The sequence below is a fragment of the Synechococcus sp. CBW1107 genome (genome assembly GCF_015841355.1).
Classification (GTDB): domain Bacteria; phylum Cyanobacteriota; class Cyanobacteriia; order PCC-6307; family Cyanobiaceae; genus Regnicoccus_A.
The window spans coordinates 2087834-2105954 of sequence record NZ_CP064908.1; the positions used below are offsets into that span (position 1 = coordinate 2087834).

General features: G+C 57.7%; 23 protein-coding genes. 6 read left to right on the top strand and 17 right to left on the bottom strand.

All coding sequences use genetic code 11. The features are described 5' to 3' along the window. The first annotated feature begins 21 nt into the window (after nucleotides 1-21). Complete coding sequence (locus I1E95_RS10810; RefSeq protein ID WP_197162205.1) at nucleotides 22-852, top strand: hypothetical protein; 831 nt, start codon at nucleotides 22-24, stop codon at nucleotides 850-852. Here the strand turns inward: I1E95_RS10810 and I1E95_RS10815 are convergent. From I1E95_RS10815 to I1E95_RS10845, 7 genes are all read right to left on the bottom strand, one after another. Then, nucleotides 831-1748: an NAD-dependent epimerase/dehydratase family protein gene (locus I1E95_RS10815; RefSeq protein WP_197162206.1), complete on the bottom strand. Its 918-nt coding sequence runs from the start codon at nucleotides 1746-1748 to the stop codon at nucleotides 831-833. The genes I1E95_RS10810 and I1E95_RS10815 overlap by 22 nt on opposite strands. A gap of 395 nt (nucleotides 1749-2143) precedes the next feature. After that, complete coding sequence (locus I1E95_RS10820) at nucleotides 2144-2422, bottom strand: hypothetical protein (RefSeq protein ID WP_197162208.1); 279 nt, start codon at nucleotides 2420-2422, stop codon at nucleotides 2144-2146. A 185-nt stretch (nucleotides 2423-2607) separates the two neighbouring features. Beyond that, complete coding sequence (locus I1E95_RS10825) at nucleotides 2608-3390, bottom strand: phycoerythrobilin:ferredoxin oxidoreductase (RefSeq protein ID WP_197162210.1); 783 nt, start codon at nucleotides 3388-3390, stop codon at nucleotides 2608-2610. Further along, nucleotides 3387-4118, bottom strand: a complete 732-nt coding sequence (locus I1E95_RS10830; RefSeq protein WP_185464137.1) for a 15,16-dihydrobiliverdin:ferredoxin oxidoreductase — start codon at nucleotides 4116-4118, stop codon at nucleotides 3387-3389. The genes I1E95_RS10825 and I1E95_RS10830 overlap by 4 nt, the downstream gene beginning before the upstream one ends. A 15-nt stretch (nucleotides 4119-4133) precedes the next feature. Beyond that, on the bottom strand, nucleotides 4134-4742 hold the full coding sequence (locus I1E95_RS10835) for a phycobiliprotein lyase (protein WP_231594571.1): 609 nt from the start codon (nucleotides 4740-4742) through the stop codon (nucleotides 4134-4136). A gap of 4 nt (nucleotides 4743-4746) precedes the next feature. Continuing rightward, nucleotides 4747-5460 carry a heme oxygenase (biliverdin-producing) gene (locus I1E95_RS10840; protein ID WP_185464136.1) on the bottom strand — a complete coding sequence of 238 codons (714 nt, stop codon included), beginning with the start codon at nucleotides 5458-5460 and terminating at the stop codon, nucleotides 4747-4749. Nucleotides 5461-5615: 155 nt separating this feature from the next. After that, nucleotides 5616-5831 carry a hypothetical protein gene (locus tag I1E95_RS10845; RefSeq protein ID WP_185464135.1) on the bottom strand — a complete coding sequence of 72 codons (216 nt, stop codon included), beginning with the start codon at nucleotides 5829-5831 and terminating at the stop codon, nucleotides 5616-5618. A gap of 410 nt (nucleotides 5832-6241) precedes the next feature. Here I1E95_RS10845 and cpeB point away from each other — a divergent pair, with 410 nt between their 5' ends. From cpeB to I1E95_RS10860, 3 genes are all read left to right on the top strand, one after another. Then, nucleotides 6242-6802: a class 1 C-phycoerythrin subunit beta gene (gene cpeB / locus I1E95_RS10850; protein WP_197162211.1), complete on the top strand. Its 561-nt coding sequence runs from the start codon at nucleotides 6242-6244 to the stop codon at nucleotides 6800-6802. Between the two features lie 53 nt (nucleotides 6803-6855). Then, complete coding sequence (cpeA, locus tag I1E95_RS10855; RefSeq protein ID WP_197162212.1) at nucleotides 6856-7350, top strand: class 1 C-phycoerythrin subunit alpha; 495 nt, start codon at nucleotides 6856-6858, stop codon at nucleotides 7348-7350. A gap of 86 nt (nucleotides 7351-7436) precedes the next feature. Next, entirely contained in the window at nucleotides 7437-8075 is a 639-nt protein-coding gene (locus I1E95_RS10860) for a HEAT repeat domain-containing protein (RefSeq protein ID WP_197162213.1), read from the top strand. Here the strand turns inward: I1E95_RS10860 and I1E95_RS10865 are convergent. After that, on the bottom strand, nucleotides 8051-8986 hold the full coding sequence (locus tag I1E95_RS10865; protein ID WP_197162214.1) for a HEAT repeat domain-containing protein: 936 nt from the start codon (nucleotides 8984-8986) through the stop codon (nucleotides 8051-8053). The genes I1E95_RS10860 and I1E95_RS10865 overlap by 25 nt on opposite strands. Nucleotides 8987-9064: 78 nt before the next feature. On the opposite strand from I1E95_RS10865, the gene I1E95_RS10870 reads away from it, so the two are divergent. Continuing rightward, nucleotides 9065-9508, top strand: a complete 444-nt coding sequence (locus tag I1E95_RS10870) for a DUF2656 family protein (protein WP_197162215.1) — start codon at nucleotides 9065-9067, stop codon at nucleotides 9506-9508. 30 nt (nucleotides 9509-9538) lie between these two features. Here the strand turns inward: I1E95_RS10870 and I1E95_RS10875 are convergent, their stop codons facing one another. Continuing rightward, a complete protein-coding gene (locus I1E95_RS10875; protein ID WP_197162216.1) occupies nucleotides 9539-9793 on the bottom strand; it encodes a hypothetical protein in 255 nt (84 codons plus the stop codon). A 151-nt stretch (nucleotides 9794-9944) separates the two neighbouring features. Between I1E95_RS10875 and I1E95_RS10880 the strand changes: the two genes are divergently transcribed. Then, the gene (locus tag I1E95_RS10880; RefSeq protein WP_231594572.1) at nucleotides 9945-11288 is read left to right on the top strand and encodes a HEAT repeat domain-containing protein; all 1344 of its coding nucleotides are present in this window, start codon (nucleotides 9945-9947) and stop codon (nucleotides 11286-11288) included. Here the strand turns inward: I1E95_RS10880 and I1E95_RS16925 are convergent. From I1E95_RS16925 to I1E95_RS10915, 8 genes are all read right to left on the bottom strand, one after another. After that, nucleotides 11271-11582 (bottom strand): CpeR family transcriptional regulator, encoded by a 312-nt coding sequence (locus I1E95_RS16925; protein WP_231594573.1) that lies wholly within the window; start codon nucleotides 11580-11582, stop codon nucleotides 11271-11273. The genes I1E95_RS10880 and I1E95_RS16925 overlap by 18 nt on opposite strands. Next, nucleotides 11579-12214: a chromophore lyase CpcT/CpeT gene (locus tag I1E95_RS10885; protein ID WP_197162219.1), complete on the bottom strand. Its 636-nt coding sequence runs from the start codon at nucleotides 12212-12214 to the stop codon at nucleotides 11579-11581. The genes I1E95_RS16925 and I1E95_RS10885 overlap by 4 nt, the downstream gene beginning before the upstream one ends. Continuing rightward, nucleotides 12211-12747 carry a phycobiliprotein lyase gene (locus I1E95_RS10890; RefSeq protein WP_197162221.1) on the bottom strand — a complete coding sequence of 179 codons (537 nt, stop codon included), beginning with the start codon at nucleotides 12745-12747 and terminating at the stop codon, nucleotides 12211-12213. The genes I1E95_RS10885 and I1E95_RS10890 overlap by 4 nt, the downstream gene beginning before the upstream one ends. A 276-nt stretch (nucleotides 12748-13023) precedes the next feature. Further along, a complete protein-coding gene (locus tag I1E95_RS10895; RefSeq protein WP_322782338.1) occupies nucleotides 13024-13896 on the bottom strand; it encodes a phycobilisome rod-core linker polypeptide in 873 nt (290 codons plus the stop codon). Continuing rightward, entirely contained in the window at nucleotides 13859-15388 is a 1530-nt protein-coding gene (locus I1E95_RS10900) for a phycobilisome rod-core linker polypeptide (protein WP_197162223.1), read from the bottom strand. Before I1E95_RS10900 ends, I1E95_RS10895 begins: the two co-directional genes overlap by 38 nt. Nucleotides 15389-15440: 52 nt before the next feature. After that, nucleotides 15441-16316 carry a phycobilisome linker polypeptide gene (locus I1E95_RS10905; protein ID WP_197162225.1) on the bottom strand — a complete coding sequence of 292 codons (876 nt, stop codon included), beginning with the start codon at nucleotides 16314-16316 and terminating at the stop codon, nucleotides 15441-15443. 114 nt (nucleotides 16317-16430) lie between these two features. Further along, nucleotides 16431-17630: a ferrochelatase gene (gene hemH, locus I1E95_RS10910; protein ID WP_185464125.1), complete on the bottom strand. Its 1200-nt coding sequence runs from the start codon at nucleotides 17628-17630 to the stop codon at nucleotides 16431-16433. Nucleotides 17631-17648: 18 nt separating this feature from the next. Beyond that, complete coding sequence (locus tag I1E95_RS10915) at nucleotides 17649-18104, bottom strand: pentapeptide repeat-containing protein (RefSeq protein ID WP_322782643.1); 456 nt, start codon at nucleotides 18102-18104, stop codon at nucleotides 17649-17651. Nucleotides 18105-18121 lie beyond the last annotated feature (17 nt).

Consider the following 18121-nt stretch of genomic DNA (forward strand, 5'->3'; position numbering starts at 1 on the left):
CCTGATTCTGGGCTGAGCACCATGGCAAGCACGACCAACCAGAGCAACGCAGGAGCTGAGCATCAGTGGGATCTGATGCGAGCCAGCTTCGATGGCGACTGGCAGGGGGTGACGACCTGGTACGGGCGAGAGAGCGCTGGAATGGATCTGACCCGTGGACAATCAGATCCAGCTGGGTCGATGTATGCAATATCATTTTCAGATGCCAACACGGGACTTTGGCATGGAACAGGCTTGCGATTTGCTTCTAACGGGGAACGCAAGTTTCCTTTGCAGAAACATAATTACAACTTAAGCAACAACTGTTGGCATTTTCAAGATACAGCTGGTCAGTCAAGTCTGGAAATGGACGGAAGTGCGGGCCGTGCAGGGCATGAAATTAATTTTTTTACCTCCCGCTCCCGCTCCATGATCATTGCTCTGTACCAATGGCAGGAAGAATATGGTATGGTCTTGCAATCCTTGGCCGCGACACCCTTTCGCTGCCAGCGAGCTTGTGTAGATCCCGTTCGGGACGGTCCAGATTCTCAGCAAAATCTATTCCAGGCCATAGCAGGCTGGCCTGGTATGGAGCAGGAATTAAGACCCGGCAAGTGGCCTGAGAACGCACCTCCAAAACGTCCGATCGCGGGGTTCGCTTCCAGAAGCTTTCAAAAGCATGATGTCAACGGCTATTTTGCTGACAACCTAATGTGTAGTGTGCCAGGAAGCTTGCATCAAGGACCATTTGATCTGAATTTTGGATGCATGTTAAGTGCCAAGAGCTTTGTACATCTGATCATTGAATACGATGAGAAGCATCAGCTGACTCGTTGGGTTGAACGGCGTTATCAGCCCACCATGGAAGGTTGAGTCAACGTGAAGCCGAGTCGCTTGAGTTTGGCATTACTCACTCTCGCATTGAGCACTCGATCGGTCGTGTCCACCGACAGCCATTTTGCTGTAGGCAGGCCAGCCAGTTCGCACAAGCGATCGGTAAGCTCCTGACCGGTGTACTGAGTATCATTCACCAAATTGTAAATTTCGTTGAGTTTGTGCTCGAAAGCAAAATTTATTCCACGAACAATATCATCAAGATGGACCCAGCACGGCACATTCTGGCCATTGCGCTGAATCGTGCTGCCAGCGGCTGAAAGGAGCATGCCGGGAATATCACGGCCTGGGCCATAGATACCGCCTAGTCTTAGAATGCAGACGTTGACTGTCTTTGAGCGGACTGATTGAATCATTTCTTCGGCTCTTGCCAGAACCTCATTGACGGGGTGAAGACAGTCGAGCTGGGCGTTTTCGTCAGTCATTGCTCCGCGTCGATTTCCATAAACGCCACAACTGCTCAAGTGGACTAATTGAAGCGGTGTTTCGCTTGACCGCCGCTTTAACGCATCAATTAATAATTCTAAACCTCCAAGGAACGTATTCCGATATTGATTAATGTCAACATGAGCACTCTTTGAGGGAGCGAAGGACACTAGTACTCCATCAAGGTTTTTGGTAAAATCTAAGCTACTGCTGGAGTCCGAGGAATCAAAAACAACCGGCGTATCAACAAGTTCAGCCAATTCATTCAAGCGTTCACGACGGGTTGTGGTTCCCCAGAGTTCATGTCCCTGCTGCCTCCAGGTCTTGGCGACCGCTTCACCCACGTAGCCACAGCCCAGGATGGCCCTTTGCTCACCTGAGGGCAGGATGGGACGCTGCTTCTTGGCCAGCAGCTGGTAAAGCGAGGCCAGGTCTGGAGAGGAAGTCACGCGACTGTTGCATTTCGTAAAGTTTAGCTTAGAGTTGTTGAGGACGTGTGGCGAAGGCTACTGTTTGTCACCATGCAGGTGGTCTGCTGGTCGGCCTCACTTGAGATGATGGTTTGAGGTGTGCCGTTCCAATGCCCAGCTACCGGATCACTGCGGAGGGACTTGAGGAACTTCAGGTGACCTGTTCAGGTTGCAGTGGCGACGCCCTCGTTCTGGCCCTCAAGGACCAGGAGATGCGGAGCTATAAGGTGAAGCGGCGCAGCGATGACTGTCGCCAATGGTGGTTTCAGGTGACCTTGGGCCCTGCAGGAACTGGAGCCAGCGAAGACAGGTCTGTCACCAAGGAGTTCAGCGTCTATCGAATCGAAGATTGATGGTGCGATTGACACCACTGATCACTCACACGACTCCTGATGACGGAAATCCCTGCTGGTTCCCAGCAACCAGCCGTTGAGCGAGTGAGACAACGTCCTCCCCGTCAGCGCCATGCCGGTGGCTCCGGCCTGCCGATTGGTGGACCGCAGCATGAGCATCCTGATCAAAGGCGAGAGCTGCCGGCGTAAGCGCGAATGGCGAGCAGGCAGCTGCGCTTCGGCCAAGTTGATTTCGCCGCCACTCCGCATGATCCAGCACCCTTCGGTGCGAGGAGTGGCCTGACCCGCGAACAGGCTCATGGCATGCCCTGGCGGTGGTGCATCAGGCCAAGGAGCATGCCCGAAGTGAAGTCCTGTCCCGGTGATAGGGCTACGGGGATGCAGCCATTGAGCGATCGAGCCCGAACCAGACAAACGATCCCGCAATCGCATGGGTGGGATGTGGGGGCTGACACGGCCGCCCCTTTCTGCCGGCAGGGCTGACCTCAGAGGTCGAAGAGCACCCCGTGGATGTAGGCCTCAGTCCACTCGGCCCCGTGGAAACGGGTGAGCATGCCCCGTGCTGGGTCCTTCTCGGCCCGGTAGGCCACATAGCGCTGCTGGCCTGCCAGCAGTTCTTCGCAGCGCTTCTCCTCCACAGGAGTGGCTTCCGCCACCAGCTGGAGATAGAGATCGAAGTAGGCCACGAAGGCCGGAAAAACGGCTGAGCGGATCAGCTCATCTCCTTGCTTGCCGAGGGGAAGGCGCGTCCATAGGAACCCTGGAGAGAAGTAGGGCTCCGCTTCCGATGGAATCGGCCCCCCTGAAGGCAGAAGCTTCGTCCAGTTCTCCCACAGCGGCACCAGACGCTCCCAGACTTGCATGGTGTGGGCCTGATCCTTTTTGAGTGCGGGTTGAAGATCCAGCGCGATCAGATGGCCCGAGGGCAGAGTGACCAGATCGGCTCCGAAGAAGGGAAGATCGAAGTTGCTGGAGGGATTGGCCACGAAATTCAGCACCGAGGCGGCCACCCCGGCCTCCACGCACGCGGCCCGAACCTGCCGGAGCTTGTCAGTTCTGCACGCCCAGGTGGACGTTGTCACAGCGACGGGGTGGGCTTTGGAACCGGTGACACCTTCACGCCGCAGAAAACGGGGCTCGATCGGGTAGGCCTCAGGCCGCAGAGGCTGAAGGGCCTCCACGGCGTGATCCAGGAAAGGCCCCCATCTCCATCCGGGCAGGGTGACTGGATCAAGGCTGCACGGGTGGGTCGGCAAGGAAGGAGTCATGGGGCTAGCTCGGGGGTCGGATCGGGTGCCTGGCTGCTCCCGGGGAATAGAAACTCATGCAGGAAACGGTCCGACCAGGCCTTGCCGAAATGGCTGGTGAACAGACCGTGAGCTGGATCACGTTCGGCGCTGTAGATGTCGTAAGCGTTCTGCAGACGGGCTACCTCCTCAGGCTCCAGGGAAAGGCCGGTGGCGGGGCTGTCGTGCAGGGCCCAGTACTGGGAGAGAAAGGCACCGAACGCTTCGGGCAAGGCTCCCTGAGCCTGTTCAGCGTTCCCCCGGCAGAACAGCAGCCAGGGGGAGAAGTACTGGTGCGGGTCATAGGAGCGCATGGTCTCCTCGCCACTGAGATCAGGAAACCGGTCGTGCAATCGATGCAGCCCCTGGAGGTGCCGATCCAGATAGTCCGGGGTCTGAAGCAGGGGCTGGAAATCGAGCACGGCCACCAGTTTCTGGCGTGTGCCGAACCAGAGCAGATCGATCCCCAGCAGAGGCTGGTCGCGGCTGAAGGCGGGATAGGCCACTGAGTTGAGCACCTGCAGACTGTCCCCTGCATCGAGCCGGGTCACCCGCCAGCGGCGGATGCCGGGCAAGTGCCACAGCCAGCTGCGGATGACGCTGTTGCCTTTGGCAGAGCGGCATTCCGCCAAGCCGTCCGGGATCGACAGAGCCTCTGCCCCCCTGGCTTTGATCCCGGCATGGAGCTCATCGAGGAAGGAGTCGAACATGGGGAGGATCAGGCCTCAGTGGCCAGTCGCTGGGGTGGAGAGGTGGAAACGACTCTGGGCGTTAGCAGACATGGCTTCCAGCTGATCGGTGCTGGGGCAGCGCAGCTCTGTGCAATAGGTTGTCATGCTGACGCCATCGAGAAACTGCACACTGCTGACACGGATTCGTACCCCCTCGGTCACAAACCAGCAACGCTCCACGCCGACATTTGTGTCATAGCGGGTGGTAATCGTCAACAGGCCGTCATCGGCAAAGGAGTAGGTGCTCATCACCGGCTGCTTCTCGATGTAGCCCTTGTCGCGCAGTAGAAATCCCTGGCGGGGATTCTGGTCATCCACCACATCGACCAGCACGGCCGCCTGCTCGTCACTGCGGCTCCCCTCCTTGAGGTTGCTTTCCCACCAGAAGCGAGCTCCGCCCGCCACTTGGGCTGAGGCCAGCCCAAGGCTGTCGCAGACCCGCTGAACCACCGCATCGGAGGCCTCGAATGGCTCGATTGTGAGGTTGGAATCGCCGGCTTCATCGTCCTGATGATCGAGATGGTGAACGGCGCGGCGCGTCAACCAGGTACCGGCACTGGCGGCCAGGAACTCCGCCATGGTCAACGGTGGTGCGGTCTGCATCGAATCAGGCGGCGACAGCCTCGGTGCTGCCGGCCCGCTGGCGACGGGTGAGGAAGCCGAAGAGCACCTTTCCGATGGCCGCCACCAGGTTGCCTTCCAGTTCCTGGAACATCCTCATGTTGCAGTGGAAGGCCTCGTTGGCCTCGGCCACGATGCGATCAGCGGTGGCCTGGTCGATCGGCAGTGCGTCGAGGGTGGCGCGGTAGGTGGTCTTGAACGCCTTCTCGTCGGCGATGGCGTCGAACTCGTAGAAGCGCAGGCCGTCGTGCTCGCTCAGGTTCATCGCCTTCTGGGCGATGTTCTTGAGAATGATGCCGCCGGAGAGATCGCCGATGTAGCGGGTGTAGTGATGGCCCACCAGCAGCTCTGGGGCGTCCTTGGCCACCTGATGCAGACGGGCCACATAGGACTGAGCTCCAGGTGTGGCCTGGATCTTCTGGCGCCAGTCGCCTCCGTAGTAAAAGGTGAGATCCTGCTCAAGGGCCTCGCGGCGGTTGAGCTCGGCGAAGGCGATCGGCCCGACCACTGGATGAGAGGTGAGCTTGCCGATCGCCTCTTCCATGGCGCTGTACACATACCAGAGGTCGGCCACCAGGGTGCGGTAGCTGGCCTTGTCCACCACCCCCTTGAGGAAGCAGCTCACAAAACCGGTGTTCTCGGCCATCGTGTGGGCTTTTTTGGTTCCCTCCCTCAATTGGGAAGCAAGTGCGACAGGCATGGGGAGGGAGGCGGAAGAGGGCAGTCTTGAACGCTACAAGTGCCCACCCCCTGAATACGTCCATCAGCCGGAGGGCCTTAAGGAAACTCTTGAAAACAATCGGTGGCGATGTGTCGCGACTGATCCAGCCACCGCCGGCTGAGCCCAGGGTTGGATCAGGTGGAAGAGCTGGTGTCCCGTTGGCTGAGCAGTTGTGTCAGGACGGCCTCGATGCGCTGCAGTTCGGCGTGGGAGGCGAGGGTGGCATCCACCTTCTTCTGGGGGAGCTTGAGACGCTGGCCCATGGCCGTGACATCAGCCACTAGGCGATCCCTGTAGGCGGCAAGGACCTCGATGGAGTCGTTCAGTTCCTGAAGGCTGGGTTCTGACATGGAGTGGCGCAGTCCTGCCGATCAGGGTACGAAGCCGGCTGACGCGTGCCATGACCAGCGCGCCAGATCACCCGCCGCCGCCATCCGAAGCAGAAGAAAATGTGAAATACGCTCTTCGGTGAGGGCCTGCTTCTTCCCGGCACCAGGGTCATGACTCTGGGGACCCCTGTTCCTGCGTGGGGTCTTGTCGGCTGCCACCATCGCGCGCATGGCCGGCCTGGTTCGCATCAAGAAATCTTGCGTGACGCGTTTAATAGGGAGGGTTGCCAGGGGCTCCGCGTAACTTCATGGAGCTTCGGTCCTCGGGACTAGCGCGATCAATGGTTTCCTGATTTCTCCTGTAGCAATCAGAGCCGCTTGAGTAATGCACGAAGCTCCTTCCAACTTTTCCCTAGTCCGGGTTTGCCCCCATGCTCGACGCCTTTTCTCGCACAGTTATCAGTGCTGACGCCAAAAATGCTGCCATCGGCAGCGGTGAACTGGCCACGCTTCGCAATTACGTTGCCGAGGGCAACAAGAGGCTTGATGCCGTTAACGCCATCACCTCCAATGCCTCCTGCATCGTCTCTGATGCTGTCACTGGCATGATCTGTGAGAACACTGGTCTGATCCAGGCTGGCGGCAACTGCTATCCCAACCGTCGCATGGCCGCTTGCCTCCGCGATGGAGAGATCGTGCTGCGCTACATCAGCTACGCACTCCTTGCTGGTGATCCGTCTGTGCTGGATGACCGCTGCCTGAACGGCCTCAAGGAGACCTACATCGCTCTGGGTGTGCCCCTTCAGTCGGCTGCTCGTGCCGTGTCCATCATGAAGGCATCCTCCACCGCCCACATCAACGAGACCAATACCACCGGCACCAATCCTGACGAGACCCGTTTCCGCAAGATGGAAACAATCCAGGGTGACTGCTCCGCCTTGGTGGCCGAAGCTGCTTCCTACTTTGACCGCGTGGCCAGCGCACTCGCCTGATCGGCTGAGTTGTCCATTTTCACTTTTTCACCCTCCAACACAGGAAACATTCGATGAAATCAGTTGTCACCACCGTTGTGACCGCCGCTGACGCCGCCGGTCGCTTCCCCAGCCAGAACGACCTCGAGGCCGTTCAGGGCAACATCCAGCGCGCCGCGGCCCGCTTGGAAGCCGCTGAGAAGCTGGCGAATGGTTGGGAAAAAGTTACCCGTGAAGCCGGCGATGCCTGCTTTAAGAAGTACCCCTACCTCAAGCAGCAAGGCGAAGCTGGCAGCACCCAGACCAAGGTCGACAAGTGCTACCGCGATCTGGGCCACTACCTGCGCCTGATCAACTACTGCCTCGTGGTGGGCGGCACCGGCCCCCTCGACGAGTGGGGCATCGCAGGAGCTCGTGAGGTGTACCGCACCCTCAACCTGCCCACCTCGGCCTACGTGGAGGCACTCACCTACACCCGTGACCGCGCCTGCTCCCCCCGCGACATGAGCCCCCAGGCTCTCAACGAGCTCAAGAGCTACCTGGATTACGCCATCAACTCCCTCTCCTGAGGTCGGTCTGATCTGCAGTGGGGAGGCCTTTGGGCCTCCCTTTTTTTCTGTTTATGGCTACTCCTTCCTCCCAACGCCTCCTCTCGATGGCTCCTGCCACCAGCGCCACCGCGCTTGATCAGCTGTTCGTCGATCTCGCGCATCCCAATCCCTACGTGCAGACCGAGGCCTTCCTGGCCATGGTCCGCCACCACTCCGAGGCTTCCCTGCCGCGTCTTATCCTCCTGCTCGATCATGAGGACGTTGTTCGACGGCGGGCTGCCGTGCGAGCCCTGGGTGCTTTCGGGGAGAAGGCGATGCTGCCGCTGGCACAGAAATATCAGACCAGCTGCGATGGCACCGTTCGTGCCAGTTGCGTGAAGGCCTATGCCCAGATCGCCTCCAATCTCCCCGGCCTTCAATTCCATAGCGAGGCCATGGCTGTCCTCAAGACCGCCCTGGATGACGAGTCCCCTGTGGTGGCCATTGCAGCAGTGATGGCCCTCGGCCAGGTAGGGGTACAGGCCCTTCCGCTGTTGATCCAAGTCTGCCGGGGAAGCAACGAGGCTCAAGCTGTGGCAGCGGTGAATGCCCTCGCCAACATCGATCATCCCGATGTTTCGATCTGCCTGACCCAGTTGGCAGCCTGTGAGGGCACCGACGCGTATGTACGGGAGTCTGTGTCCTCCGCACTGGTAAGGGTTGAGGATCTGCGTGGGCGTCAGCCTTCCTTGCTGTCCTCTTGATGCTGCCTCAGTTGCTGAATAGAGAGGTTCAGGATGGGTTTCACTTCAGGGCTGGCTTCGCTGCCTGCAGCTGACTCCAGATCTGGTAGGGCGTCAATCGCCCCTAGTTTCATCAGAGAGAGGGCCGTGTTCTTGCGCACCTGAGCCGAGTTGTCACCGAGCAAGGGTTTCAGTAAAGGAGTTGCCCAGGTCGGCTCGTGGAGTTTCCCGAGCAGGATGACGGCTTCGGCTCGTACGAGTTCAGCGGAATCGCCAAGAGCCTCGATCACCAGCTCTCGGGCTTCCTGGTCATTGAGAGACTGAATTTGCTCACCAAGAGCAGCAATGGCTGCGATCCTCACCTCGGTGTGGGAGGACCGTGCGGCGCGTCGCAGGGCAGCGGGTGCCTGGGCGCCAACGAAGGCAAGCCCCCAACTGGCCAGGCCCAGATGCATGGAGCTACTCTCGCTGCTGGAGAGAACAGCAATGAGCGCATCCACGGCACACTCTCCGGTGGCGGCCATTGCGCCGACAGCCGATCCCTGCACCACTGGATCCCCATCGTTCAGCAGGGCATCAACCAGAACAGGCAGAGCTTCAGGATCAGCGATCAGAGTGAGGGTTTTCGCGGCTGCACGGCGAACCGTCACATTCTCATGGGTGCGCAGTGCGTGGCAGAGAGCCGGTACGGCTGCTGTGCCGATCGCACCAAGGCTTTCGGCGAACGTGAGACGCATCAGGCCACGTGGATCTCCCAGCCCTGCCACCATTTTTTCGATCAGAATCTCGTCGCCTTGGGGGCGTTCACCTGAACGAAGTTGCTTCTTGAGATCTGCGGCCAGCATGGAGGCCTCTGACTCGCTGAGGAAGACGGCTGGAGGTGTGGCTGGAACGCCGGTGGGCTCGCTGCTCAAGGCTTCTGGGAGGAGCATGGGTCATTGTCTCAGCATGGAAGCCATCGTGGTGACTGGTGACGTGGCAAGTAACATGCCAAGCTTCCAAGCACTCCCATGACCACATTTCTGCTGTCCCACAACCTGCAGGTTCAGAGTGGATCTGTGCCGCCATGGGATGCCAAACAACTGGCTGAGGGGCTGCCGCTTCACTGCGCCAGCATCACCAAGGCCGAGGCTCTGTCCCATCCTCACTGGTTGATCAGGATCGAGAGCCCAGCAGACTCGACGGCGCTGGCCAGGGAACTCTTGAAGGGCTGGGCCTTGCTGCGGCAGCACCACGGACACGATACGAACCATACGATTCTGGCTCTGGGCGGCCGCAAGGACATGCCAGCTGCACCCGGATCTCCACTGGAGCTGGGTGCCTGGGGGGTTGACATCGTGGAGACGGTGGATGCCGATGCTTTTCTTGCGTCCATCAACTGGCAAGCCCTGAAGGCGGGCCGACCTGCCGATGGTGTCTTCGAGCTGCTGCTTGATCCTGCAGAGGGCTTGTGAGTGGCCAGGGGCTCGCTTGAAGAGCCCCCCTCACCCCTTCTTGTTGCTGGCACGTTTACGTGATGGCCTGTCCTCCGGGGTGTTCTCTGCGGCTGTGGGAGCAGAGTCCGAATGTTCGGCGATGGATGCGCCCACATGGGTGACGACGGCACCTTGCTGGTGGAGGCCATTCATCATGCTGCTGAGGCTTTGCAGTGGAATCCTCAGAACTCTGGTGGAGAGGCGTTGGGCAGTCTGCGGATAGGCCACGGTGACGACGAGTGCGTCGGTGAGAGATGGTCCCATGGCATGTTGTGCGAGAGGATCGCATCATGCCGAAAAGTCTCGTTGGTTCCTCCTTTCGCAATGATCGTATACAACACGCTTCTTTAGGGGACAAACCGGGGAAAGGGAACGCGTAAATGGGACAATGGAGTATCGCTAGATCTGGGTGACAATGATGGGCGATTCCGGTCGCTTCAACAACCTCCATCCCGGCCTCAGTCACGATGAGGCATTGCGCATTCTTGCCTTGCCGGTGGAGCAGCTTGAGTCAGGCAGCGATCGCTACATGGCGGCAGCCCACATGATCAATTTTCCCGGTCAGCGTTCCGAGCAGGCATTGCTGAATCTACTTGATGACGACGACGACGACAGTCAACCCACTCGTTTGGCCAGGCGTAAGGCTGTGGAGGTGCTGGCGCGCCTTGGCTGTAAGGATGCCATTCCAAGCATCGGCAGTTGTCTCCTGAGTGAGGATCACTATCTGGTAGAAAATGCAGCGTGGGCCCTGCAACAACTGGGTTGCCGGGATCAACATATCCTGAACCAGATGATCATGTTGTTGTCAGATACCGGGCAGAACCGGCGCATACTGGCTCAGAGTCTGGCCGGCTTAGGGGTGATTGAGGCCCTTCCGGCGATCGAACTCCTTCAGGATGATGAAGTACCAGGAGTGCGTGGGGCTGCTCTGGCGGCCGTCGCCACCCTCTCGGGAAGCCATGAGAGAGTCAGTGAGCTGGCAGAGCACTTGTTTCTTGCCAACCAGATGGATCGACAGTCGGCGATCCAGGATGTGATCAATTCCAGGGCCGCAGAGCTGCTTCCCCAGGTTCTGCAGGCGCCGGTCTCCTCAGTCTTTCGGCTTCGAGCTCTGCGGCTGCTTTGGCCGGAAGCTGAGCCACTTCATCAGGGCCTGTCGCTTCTGGAAACGCTGGATAGGTTGCTCTTGGATCAGCCGGAAGATGTCCAGGTTGTTCATCGCTATGACGAAGTACCAGAGATTTCCTTTCTGATCAATGAGTTGTTTGGTACCGACTTCAGTCGTTGCTATCTTGCTCTTCAAGCCGTGAGCACTCATTCTGGGATGTCACTCTGGCATCTCCTAGAACAGCGTTGGCTGGAGGAAGCTCATAACGATTATGGAGCCCACTATTTCTTCCTGCGGCTGTTCGGGCGGATTGCAGGCTGGGGAGATGCGCAGGATAGAGTGGAGGACCTTTGTGAAAGCGCCATTCAAAATTATAGGCCACAATTTGTGAAGTCTCGTCCTGCCGCTATTCTCTCACTGTTGCGTTTAAATCCTGAACGTCTGTCATCACATCTACCAGATTTGTTGGATGCGCAGGAGGAATCCAGTTGGGAGTGTAGATATACTGCCTTGATGGCTATGCAGGAATTAGTCAAGCAGGGATCCGTCAATGGCGTTTCCGGCTTAGCGGAAATGATCCTGAGTCCTGATCCTGATCTCTACGTAGAAAGCAAAAGAAAGCAAGTCCGTGCGCTACTGGCTGATCTCTGAATAGCGGGTTCTGTTGCTTCCATGGTTTGCCCAGTAGCTGACAGTTTCATTGCACATAGGCCGTGGGACTCTCGCAACGGCTCTGAGGATTTTGAAGCTCCGGCGTGGGCCCATAGGCCATTGGCCAACATCCTTGACAGACAGGACCTGTCCACCAAGTGCTGTCAAGCACGATTCAAATCGATCAATCAAGCTCTGATCAACCGTTTCAAAAATGAAGTCTGTGCCATTGCAGATCAAGTGTTGGGAGCGAATCCAGGTTTGAAGTTGCTTTTCTGGGCTGTGCTTGCTCATGCCGTTTCGATTTGAGCAGCTTGATTGTCCCTCAGCCAGTCAGCGCCGAGATGATCAGCGTAACGTTCCAGCCGCTTGAAGCGGAGTGGGCCATGTTCGGAGCCCCAGCGATAGGTATGGGTGGCAGGGTCGAAGCCGCGATCTCTGCTGATCCAATGGTAATCATCAAACTCAACTTCACTCACAAGATAGGTCATTTGACCTCCTCGCGGAATAAGACATTGGCAGCCCGGCTCGACTTCACCGCAGTAACGATCGTTAGTCGTGGCACGGAATTCCATCGCGCAGCCGGGTCGAGGCAGCAGATCCTCCCGTTCTAACCCATTCAAGAGATCGGGTTTTGAACCACCGCCAGCACAACGTAAGCCGTTGCGGAGCCCAAAATTGAGCATGAGAATATGATCGGCGGATACCACCATGTGATGAATCCCTTGTCGGTATGGCCTCCAAGGATCGTAATCGTAACTTTGCTCGGAGTAAAACCAAGGGCCCTGAAAAAGATTCCAAGCAAGGGGCCTAAAAAAAATATTGATGTGGGAAAACTTTGTAGGCTCTGCTTGGGCCTGTTCATGATTGCTAAATCGGCCTGAGAGAGTCTTTACGAAGTGGACAGCTTGTGTGGCATCTATCATTCTGTTGCTATCCGCCTTACCTCAGAAGCAAAGGATGTTTGCAGCACTCCAGACCCGGCTGATGTACGCAGAACAGAGGAGCGACAGCGGACGTGTTCGGATATAAACCAGATTCGTTCTTCGGCAATGGATTGGCCATAAGCAGTGTGGAGGACGAAGGTATCGTCGTCAAGAAAGTGATAGGTTGAAGCCGCGCTCTCTGTTTCAGCATAGCCAACGCTACGGATCAGCTTTCCAGCCCGATCATTTTCAGGGATGGGAATCAGAATACAGGATCCCTTGGATGTAGCGGAAGGGTCGTCTGGTTCCCAGTCCGATTCTGCCTCCCATGACATCTGGAATGGAGAGAAGATAGTGGCGGGGTCTATGGATTCTCGGATTAGGATGTCGCTTACATCTGGATGGTCTGCCGATAACAGTACAATATCGATATGACTGAGCACATCTTCAAACTGTCGAAAGGCAAGCGAATGGGCTGAACGCATCGACCGCCACTGGCCTTGCGATCGAGTTAAAAAACGCTCAATGGTCATGAACAAGGAGACCCGATCCGTGACTTGCGGAAGGTTTTGGTCTGCCTGCCTGGACCATGCTCACCAGGCTATGAATCATCATGTCAATGGAAGAACCTTGGTGAGAGGGTTGTCGCTCTACAGGGGCTGACTGGCGATTCAACTGCTGTTCCATGCGAGAAGGTTGAGCGCACGAATGGGGGGGAAGGTGGCGTGATTCGGAGCTGCATGCTCACATGGCACTTGGGCACAGAGCCGCCGCCACCATCTATTCTAGCCAGAGGCGGGGGTTGTCATTTAATCATTTGTAACAGATACAATGGAACCTCCACGTCGCTGCAGGCTTTGCAGCGTTGAAGTGAGACTGCTAAACGGAACAATGGAGACCTGCACAGCCCTGCGGTTGAGTCCGCTAGGCGAGGCGGTAGTCCAGTTGATCCGAAAGCGTCTGTCATTCCGGTTCGTGCTGCCGCCTCTGCCGCCGCGAACGGCAACGGAAGGGGCGTCACCTGTGGCAAGACTGACCTGAAGCTTGGAAGAGGAGCTACCGTCAAAGGAAGCTTCTCCCCCCTTGAGTTTTAATGAACGCGTATAGGTGAGGTTGCTTTCCCCGGTTTGGGTATGAGTTGTGCGCCAGTAAGGCACCGTGTCGAAGCCGAAGGCTCCTATGTATTCCGGGGAGTAAACATAGCTGGCTATCTCGGCTTCATAGCCCTCGTTGGCTAAGCGTTGAACATGTTCGCTCACTTCGGCCTGATCGCGGGGAGCCCTTCCCAGCAGATGCTTGAAATTGAGCTCCACAAAGCGGTAGGGCCCATTCTTGTCGAGGAAGAGCCGGCGGTAGGTGTCTGAGCAGGCCAAGGCTGCAACCAGTCCCTGGACTGCGAGGTCCCCTTGGAGGAAGAGACTTTCAGCAGTTGATACCAGCTCCTCATCCATCAGATGGGCATTGCCGAAGACCTGGCGGTAGGCGGAGCGCAGCACCATCTGTGCATGGGCATAATCTTGCACTGAAGTTGTTGCTTGTCTGGTGATCACTGGCATGGCAAAGAGAAAACAGTTGAAGTCAGGGGAGAGAAAGGAATGGACAGGTTGCTCAGCGAGCCAGCCGGGCAGACGGCCCCTGCTTGGATCAGGCCACTTCCGTGATTGAGACAATTCGGCCTCCACGGCGATGGATATAACCCAGCTGGGTCGTCATGTCCTTGCCGGATACCAAATAGCTGGCATTCGGGGTGCGCTGGCGCCCTCCAGCTGGTTGCGCTTGTACAACGATCCGATACCTTTTTGTGGTGGGATCGACAGAGCCGCTGAAGACACTCGAGCGATTGATCCGCACGGTTGTGTTGCTCCATCCGGCAGGGAGCGCTTTGGCCGCCAGTGAATTCACCAGACTTGAGGAATTCTGAATGGTGTCACTGCTTGAATATCCCGCCACCAGAGACAGTTGGCGATTGAATCCGATCTGCTCGCGGCCATTCTCCGTCTGGATACGGGGGAAGGGAACTGTATCTTCACCGAAGTACGTCTGATATTCGGTGCTATCGAGGTAGCTGCTGATGTCTGCCTCATAGCCTTTTTCAGCCAGCAGACGGATGTGTTCACTCACTTCCGCCTGGGAGTTTGGTGCGCGGCCGAGCAGGTGCTTGAAGTTGAGCTCTACGAAACGATAGGGAGCGTTGGATTCAAAAAAGCGGCGACGGTATTCCTGGGAGCAGGCAATGGAACGCACGAACTCACGGGTGCTCAGATAACCCTCGATGAACTTGCTTTCTGAGGTGAGCACGCGCTCGCTTTCCATCAGGTGAGGGTTACCCATCACCTGCCGGTAGGTGGCACGGATCAGTGCCTGGATCTGGTCGGCAGTGTCTCCCTGGCAACGCTGGAAGACCTCCTGACTGCGCTGGCCAAGACCGAAGCCCACATACAGATCACCTCTCAGGCTTGTGCTATCACCGCCATCGCTGCTGTTGCGGCGCACAGGAGCGAAGGCTCCTCTACTGCTCATACCCGAGCCAGAAAGGCTTCTTCCGGACTGGGTAAGGTAAGCATGTGCCGGCAGACGAATGGTGATTGGCTGTCCCATTGCGAGGCTGGTCAGCAACTGGCTACGTGACCCCATTGCGTTATCGCTGCCAGCGAAGTTCTGCTCCAGCGAGGCGATGCGATTGAAGGACGACTGTGCTGCCCCTTCTGGGCTGTTCCAGGAACGGATATGCGGCGCCGTGTGTTCTCCGAAGGCCGAGGCGTACTCGTCGGAATCGATCAGGGCGTCGACATCCGCTTCGAAGCCTTCTTTGGCGACTATCGCTACGTGCGTGCCCACTTCAGCTTCGTCGATGGGAGGACGCCCCAGCAGGTGCTTGATGGCCAGTTCAACCGAACGGTGAGGCGTAACTGCTTCGTAAAAGCGTGCACGATAGAAGGGTGACTTGGCCAGGCAGCGGACAAAATCGCGTACGGAGATTGTGCCGTTGCGTAGTTGCGATTCGGCAGCGTCAAGACGCTCGCTTTCCATGGGCATGGTGTTGCCGAACACATGCCGGTAAGAGGCGCTGATCACGAGGTTGAGGCTCGTCTCATCGGCGCCGGGCTTGTAAGAAGCAGGTGCATCGAGGAGAGTGGTGGCACCAAAGCTCAGGGCTACGGACTGGGAAGACATGGTTTTGCAGTGGCGAGGGAGTCGGCAAAGAGAAAACAAAGTAGTCCGTTAATTAGGCCGGAGTGATACTGGCAATCACCCCTCCTTCACGGTGAATTTCCTTATAGGTTTGGGACAGTTTGTTAAAGGGGACGAAATAAGTCCGATTGGACTTTTTGTAGCGTGAAATCGGCCGAATTGAGTTGGCCCTGTAGGCCGTTACCTCAACCCGATAGATACGACCCTCCTGGCCGGCGCCGACGCCCAGTCGCGTTGCGGCGTCTTGGAAATTGGCAGAAGGCCTGAAGCTCCATCCTTGTGTATCCGTGGAGGAGGGAGGGACGACTGGGAGTGGGCGATTCACATAGACATTGCCACCTAGTCGTGCTGCCTTGCCGGAAAGATTGCCTTTGAAGCTACTGCTGCTGGCACCACGGAGCAGTTGGAAGCTCCAAGTGAATTCCTGCATGGTTTTGCAGCTTTCGGTCTTCCAGCCACGGTGGTAGGGGACTGTCCACTCACCGAAGGTGTCCTGATACTCCGTTGAATCTATGAAACTGTCGATATCCGCTTCATATCCTTTGCTATCGAGAAGTTCGGCATGGACGCGCATCTCGGCAAAGTCGGCTGGGGCCCGACCCAGGAGGTGGCGGAAGGCCAGCTCGATGTAGCGGTAGCGAGGGCAGGAATCAAAAAAACGAGCACGATACAGGTCACTTTTGGCAACGCTGCGTACGAACTCGCGCAGGCTCAGCTCCCCCAGCTTGAACTGGGATTCGGGGACCAGCTGCTGCTCGCTTTCCATCACATAGGAGTTTCCGAGAACCTGCCGGTACACGGCACGGATGAGCTGCTCTTTCTTGGCGTCCGTATCGTTTGGTAGCAGTTCAAGTGGGTCCTGGCTGTCAAACCGTTCGACGCCGAGGAGCGAGGCGGGACCAAAAGCCATTGTGAACGCAGAACTTGAGTGACCCTGTTATGATCAAACACCATTGCAGGCTCCCACTGAGTTCTTAATAAAGCTAAACTATGTAGTTAAAATTGAGAGTAGTGATGCCCTACCTCAAAGCAGTCTGATGGCGTGGAGAGGTCCATTGCCGCTCAATAATTCCATCAGGATTGCCAAGAATCCCAGCATAGCAAGCCGCCCGTTCCACACTTCCGATCTGTTGTTCCAGCCCCAGGCCCACCTGTCCTGTGGATACAGCTTCACCTTGGTGGGAAGTGTGGCTGCCTGGTCAAGGTTTATCTCCGGTCCGGCCAGGGCTTGCTGTACCAGATCGGCCAAGCCGTGGATGAAGGAGGGGGTGGTGTCGAGGGCCGGTACACGGCGGAAGTTAAGGATGCCGACCTGTGTGGCGATCTCCCGGTATTCGATGTCGATTTCCTCGAGAGTCTCGATGTGCTCGCTCACGAAGCTGATAGGCACCACCACCAGATCCTTCACGCCTGCTTCACCAAGCTCATGTAGGGCTTCATCGGTGTATGGCTTCAGCCACTCCACTGGGCCCACACGGCTCTGGTAGGCCAGGGTGTAGGGGTTGGAGTGGCCCAGGTCGCCGGCCAGTCTTTCCATGATCAGGCGGGCGCAGGTCTCGATCTCGTTCTGATAGGGGTCGCCCGCCTCTTCCACGTAGCTCTTGGGCACGCCATGGGCGCTGAAGAACACATGGGCGCTGCCGGGCTCGGGACAGGCCTGAATCTCCCGAGAGATCAGTTCGGCCATGGCCCCTAGGTAGCCGGGGTCGTCGTAGTAACCGCGGATGCAGTGAATCGGAAGCTTTGCGAAGCCTGGATCGGCCAGGCGCAGGCGCTGCAGTTCTCGAAAGCTGGATCCGCTTGTGCTGATCGAAAAGTGGGGGTAGAGAGGCAACACCACCACCTGATCTATCCCGTCCGCTTTGATATCGGCCACGGCCGACTCGGTGAATGGATGCCAATAACGCATGGCTACGTAGCTGGTGGCCTCGATGCCTCGCCCCCGCAGTTCGCTCTGCAGTTCGCGGGCCTGCTGCTCGGTGATGCGGCGTAGGGGGGACCCGCCGCCGATGGAGCGGTAAGCCTCCTTGGACTTGTTGCTGCGCAGGCTGCTGATCAGCCAAGCGAGGGGCTTCTGCAACACCGGGGTCGGCAGTCGGATGATCTCCGGATCGGAGAACAGGTTGTAGAGGAACGGGGCGACATCCTCGATCCGCTCAGGGCCTCCGAGGTTCAGGAGAACCACGCCGACCTTGACATGGTCTGTGGGAGGGTGATGGTCCATACATGCAGGCGGCAATGTTTAGGTCATCAGGCTGTCGCGGGTCGTACGGCGAGTGAGCGGGTTCCAACAGTCCAGCTCCTGGAACGGCCGTCCGATCAAGGTCTCTCGAATAGAGTCCAGCCCTGATGAGCTCGTGAAGTCGGAACCACGGATCGATTCGGCTGCGGAAAGGTCAGCATCGGTCAGATTCGCCCCGCGAAAATCGGCATAATCCAGCTGGCAACCTGAGAAACGCACCCCTTCGCAAAGAGCACCGCGCAGCACAGCATGACGCAGATCTGCTCCTGCCAGGCGCACTCCTCTGAGGCAAGCACCGCTGAGATCTGCACCGCTGAGGTATGCACCCATCAATAGGGAGCCGCTCAGGTCCATGCCGGAAAGATCGGCGCTATTGAGAAAGTGGCCGCTTAACTTGGCCTTGGGTCCTACTGCACCGGAACCTCGAAACTCGTAGTTGTCTGGCCAGATGGTCATGCCGTCATATCGAGCCA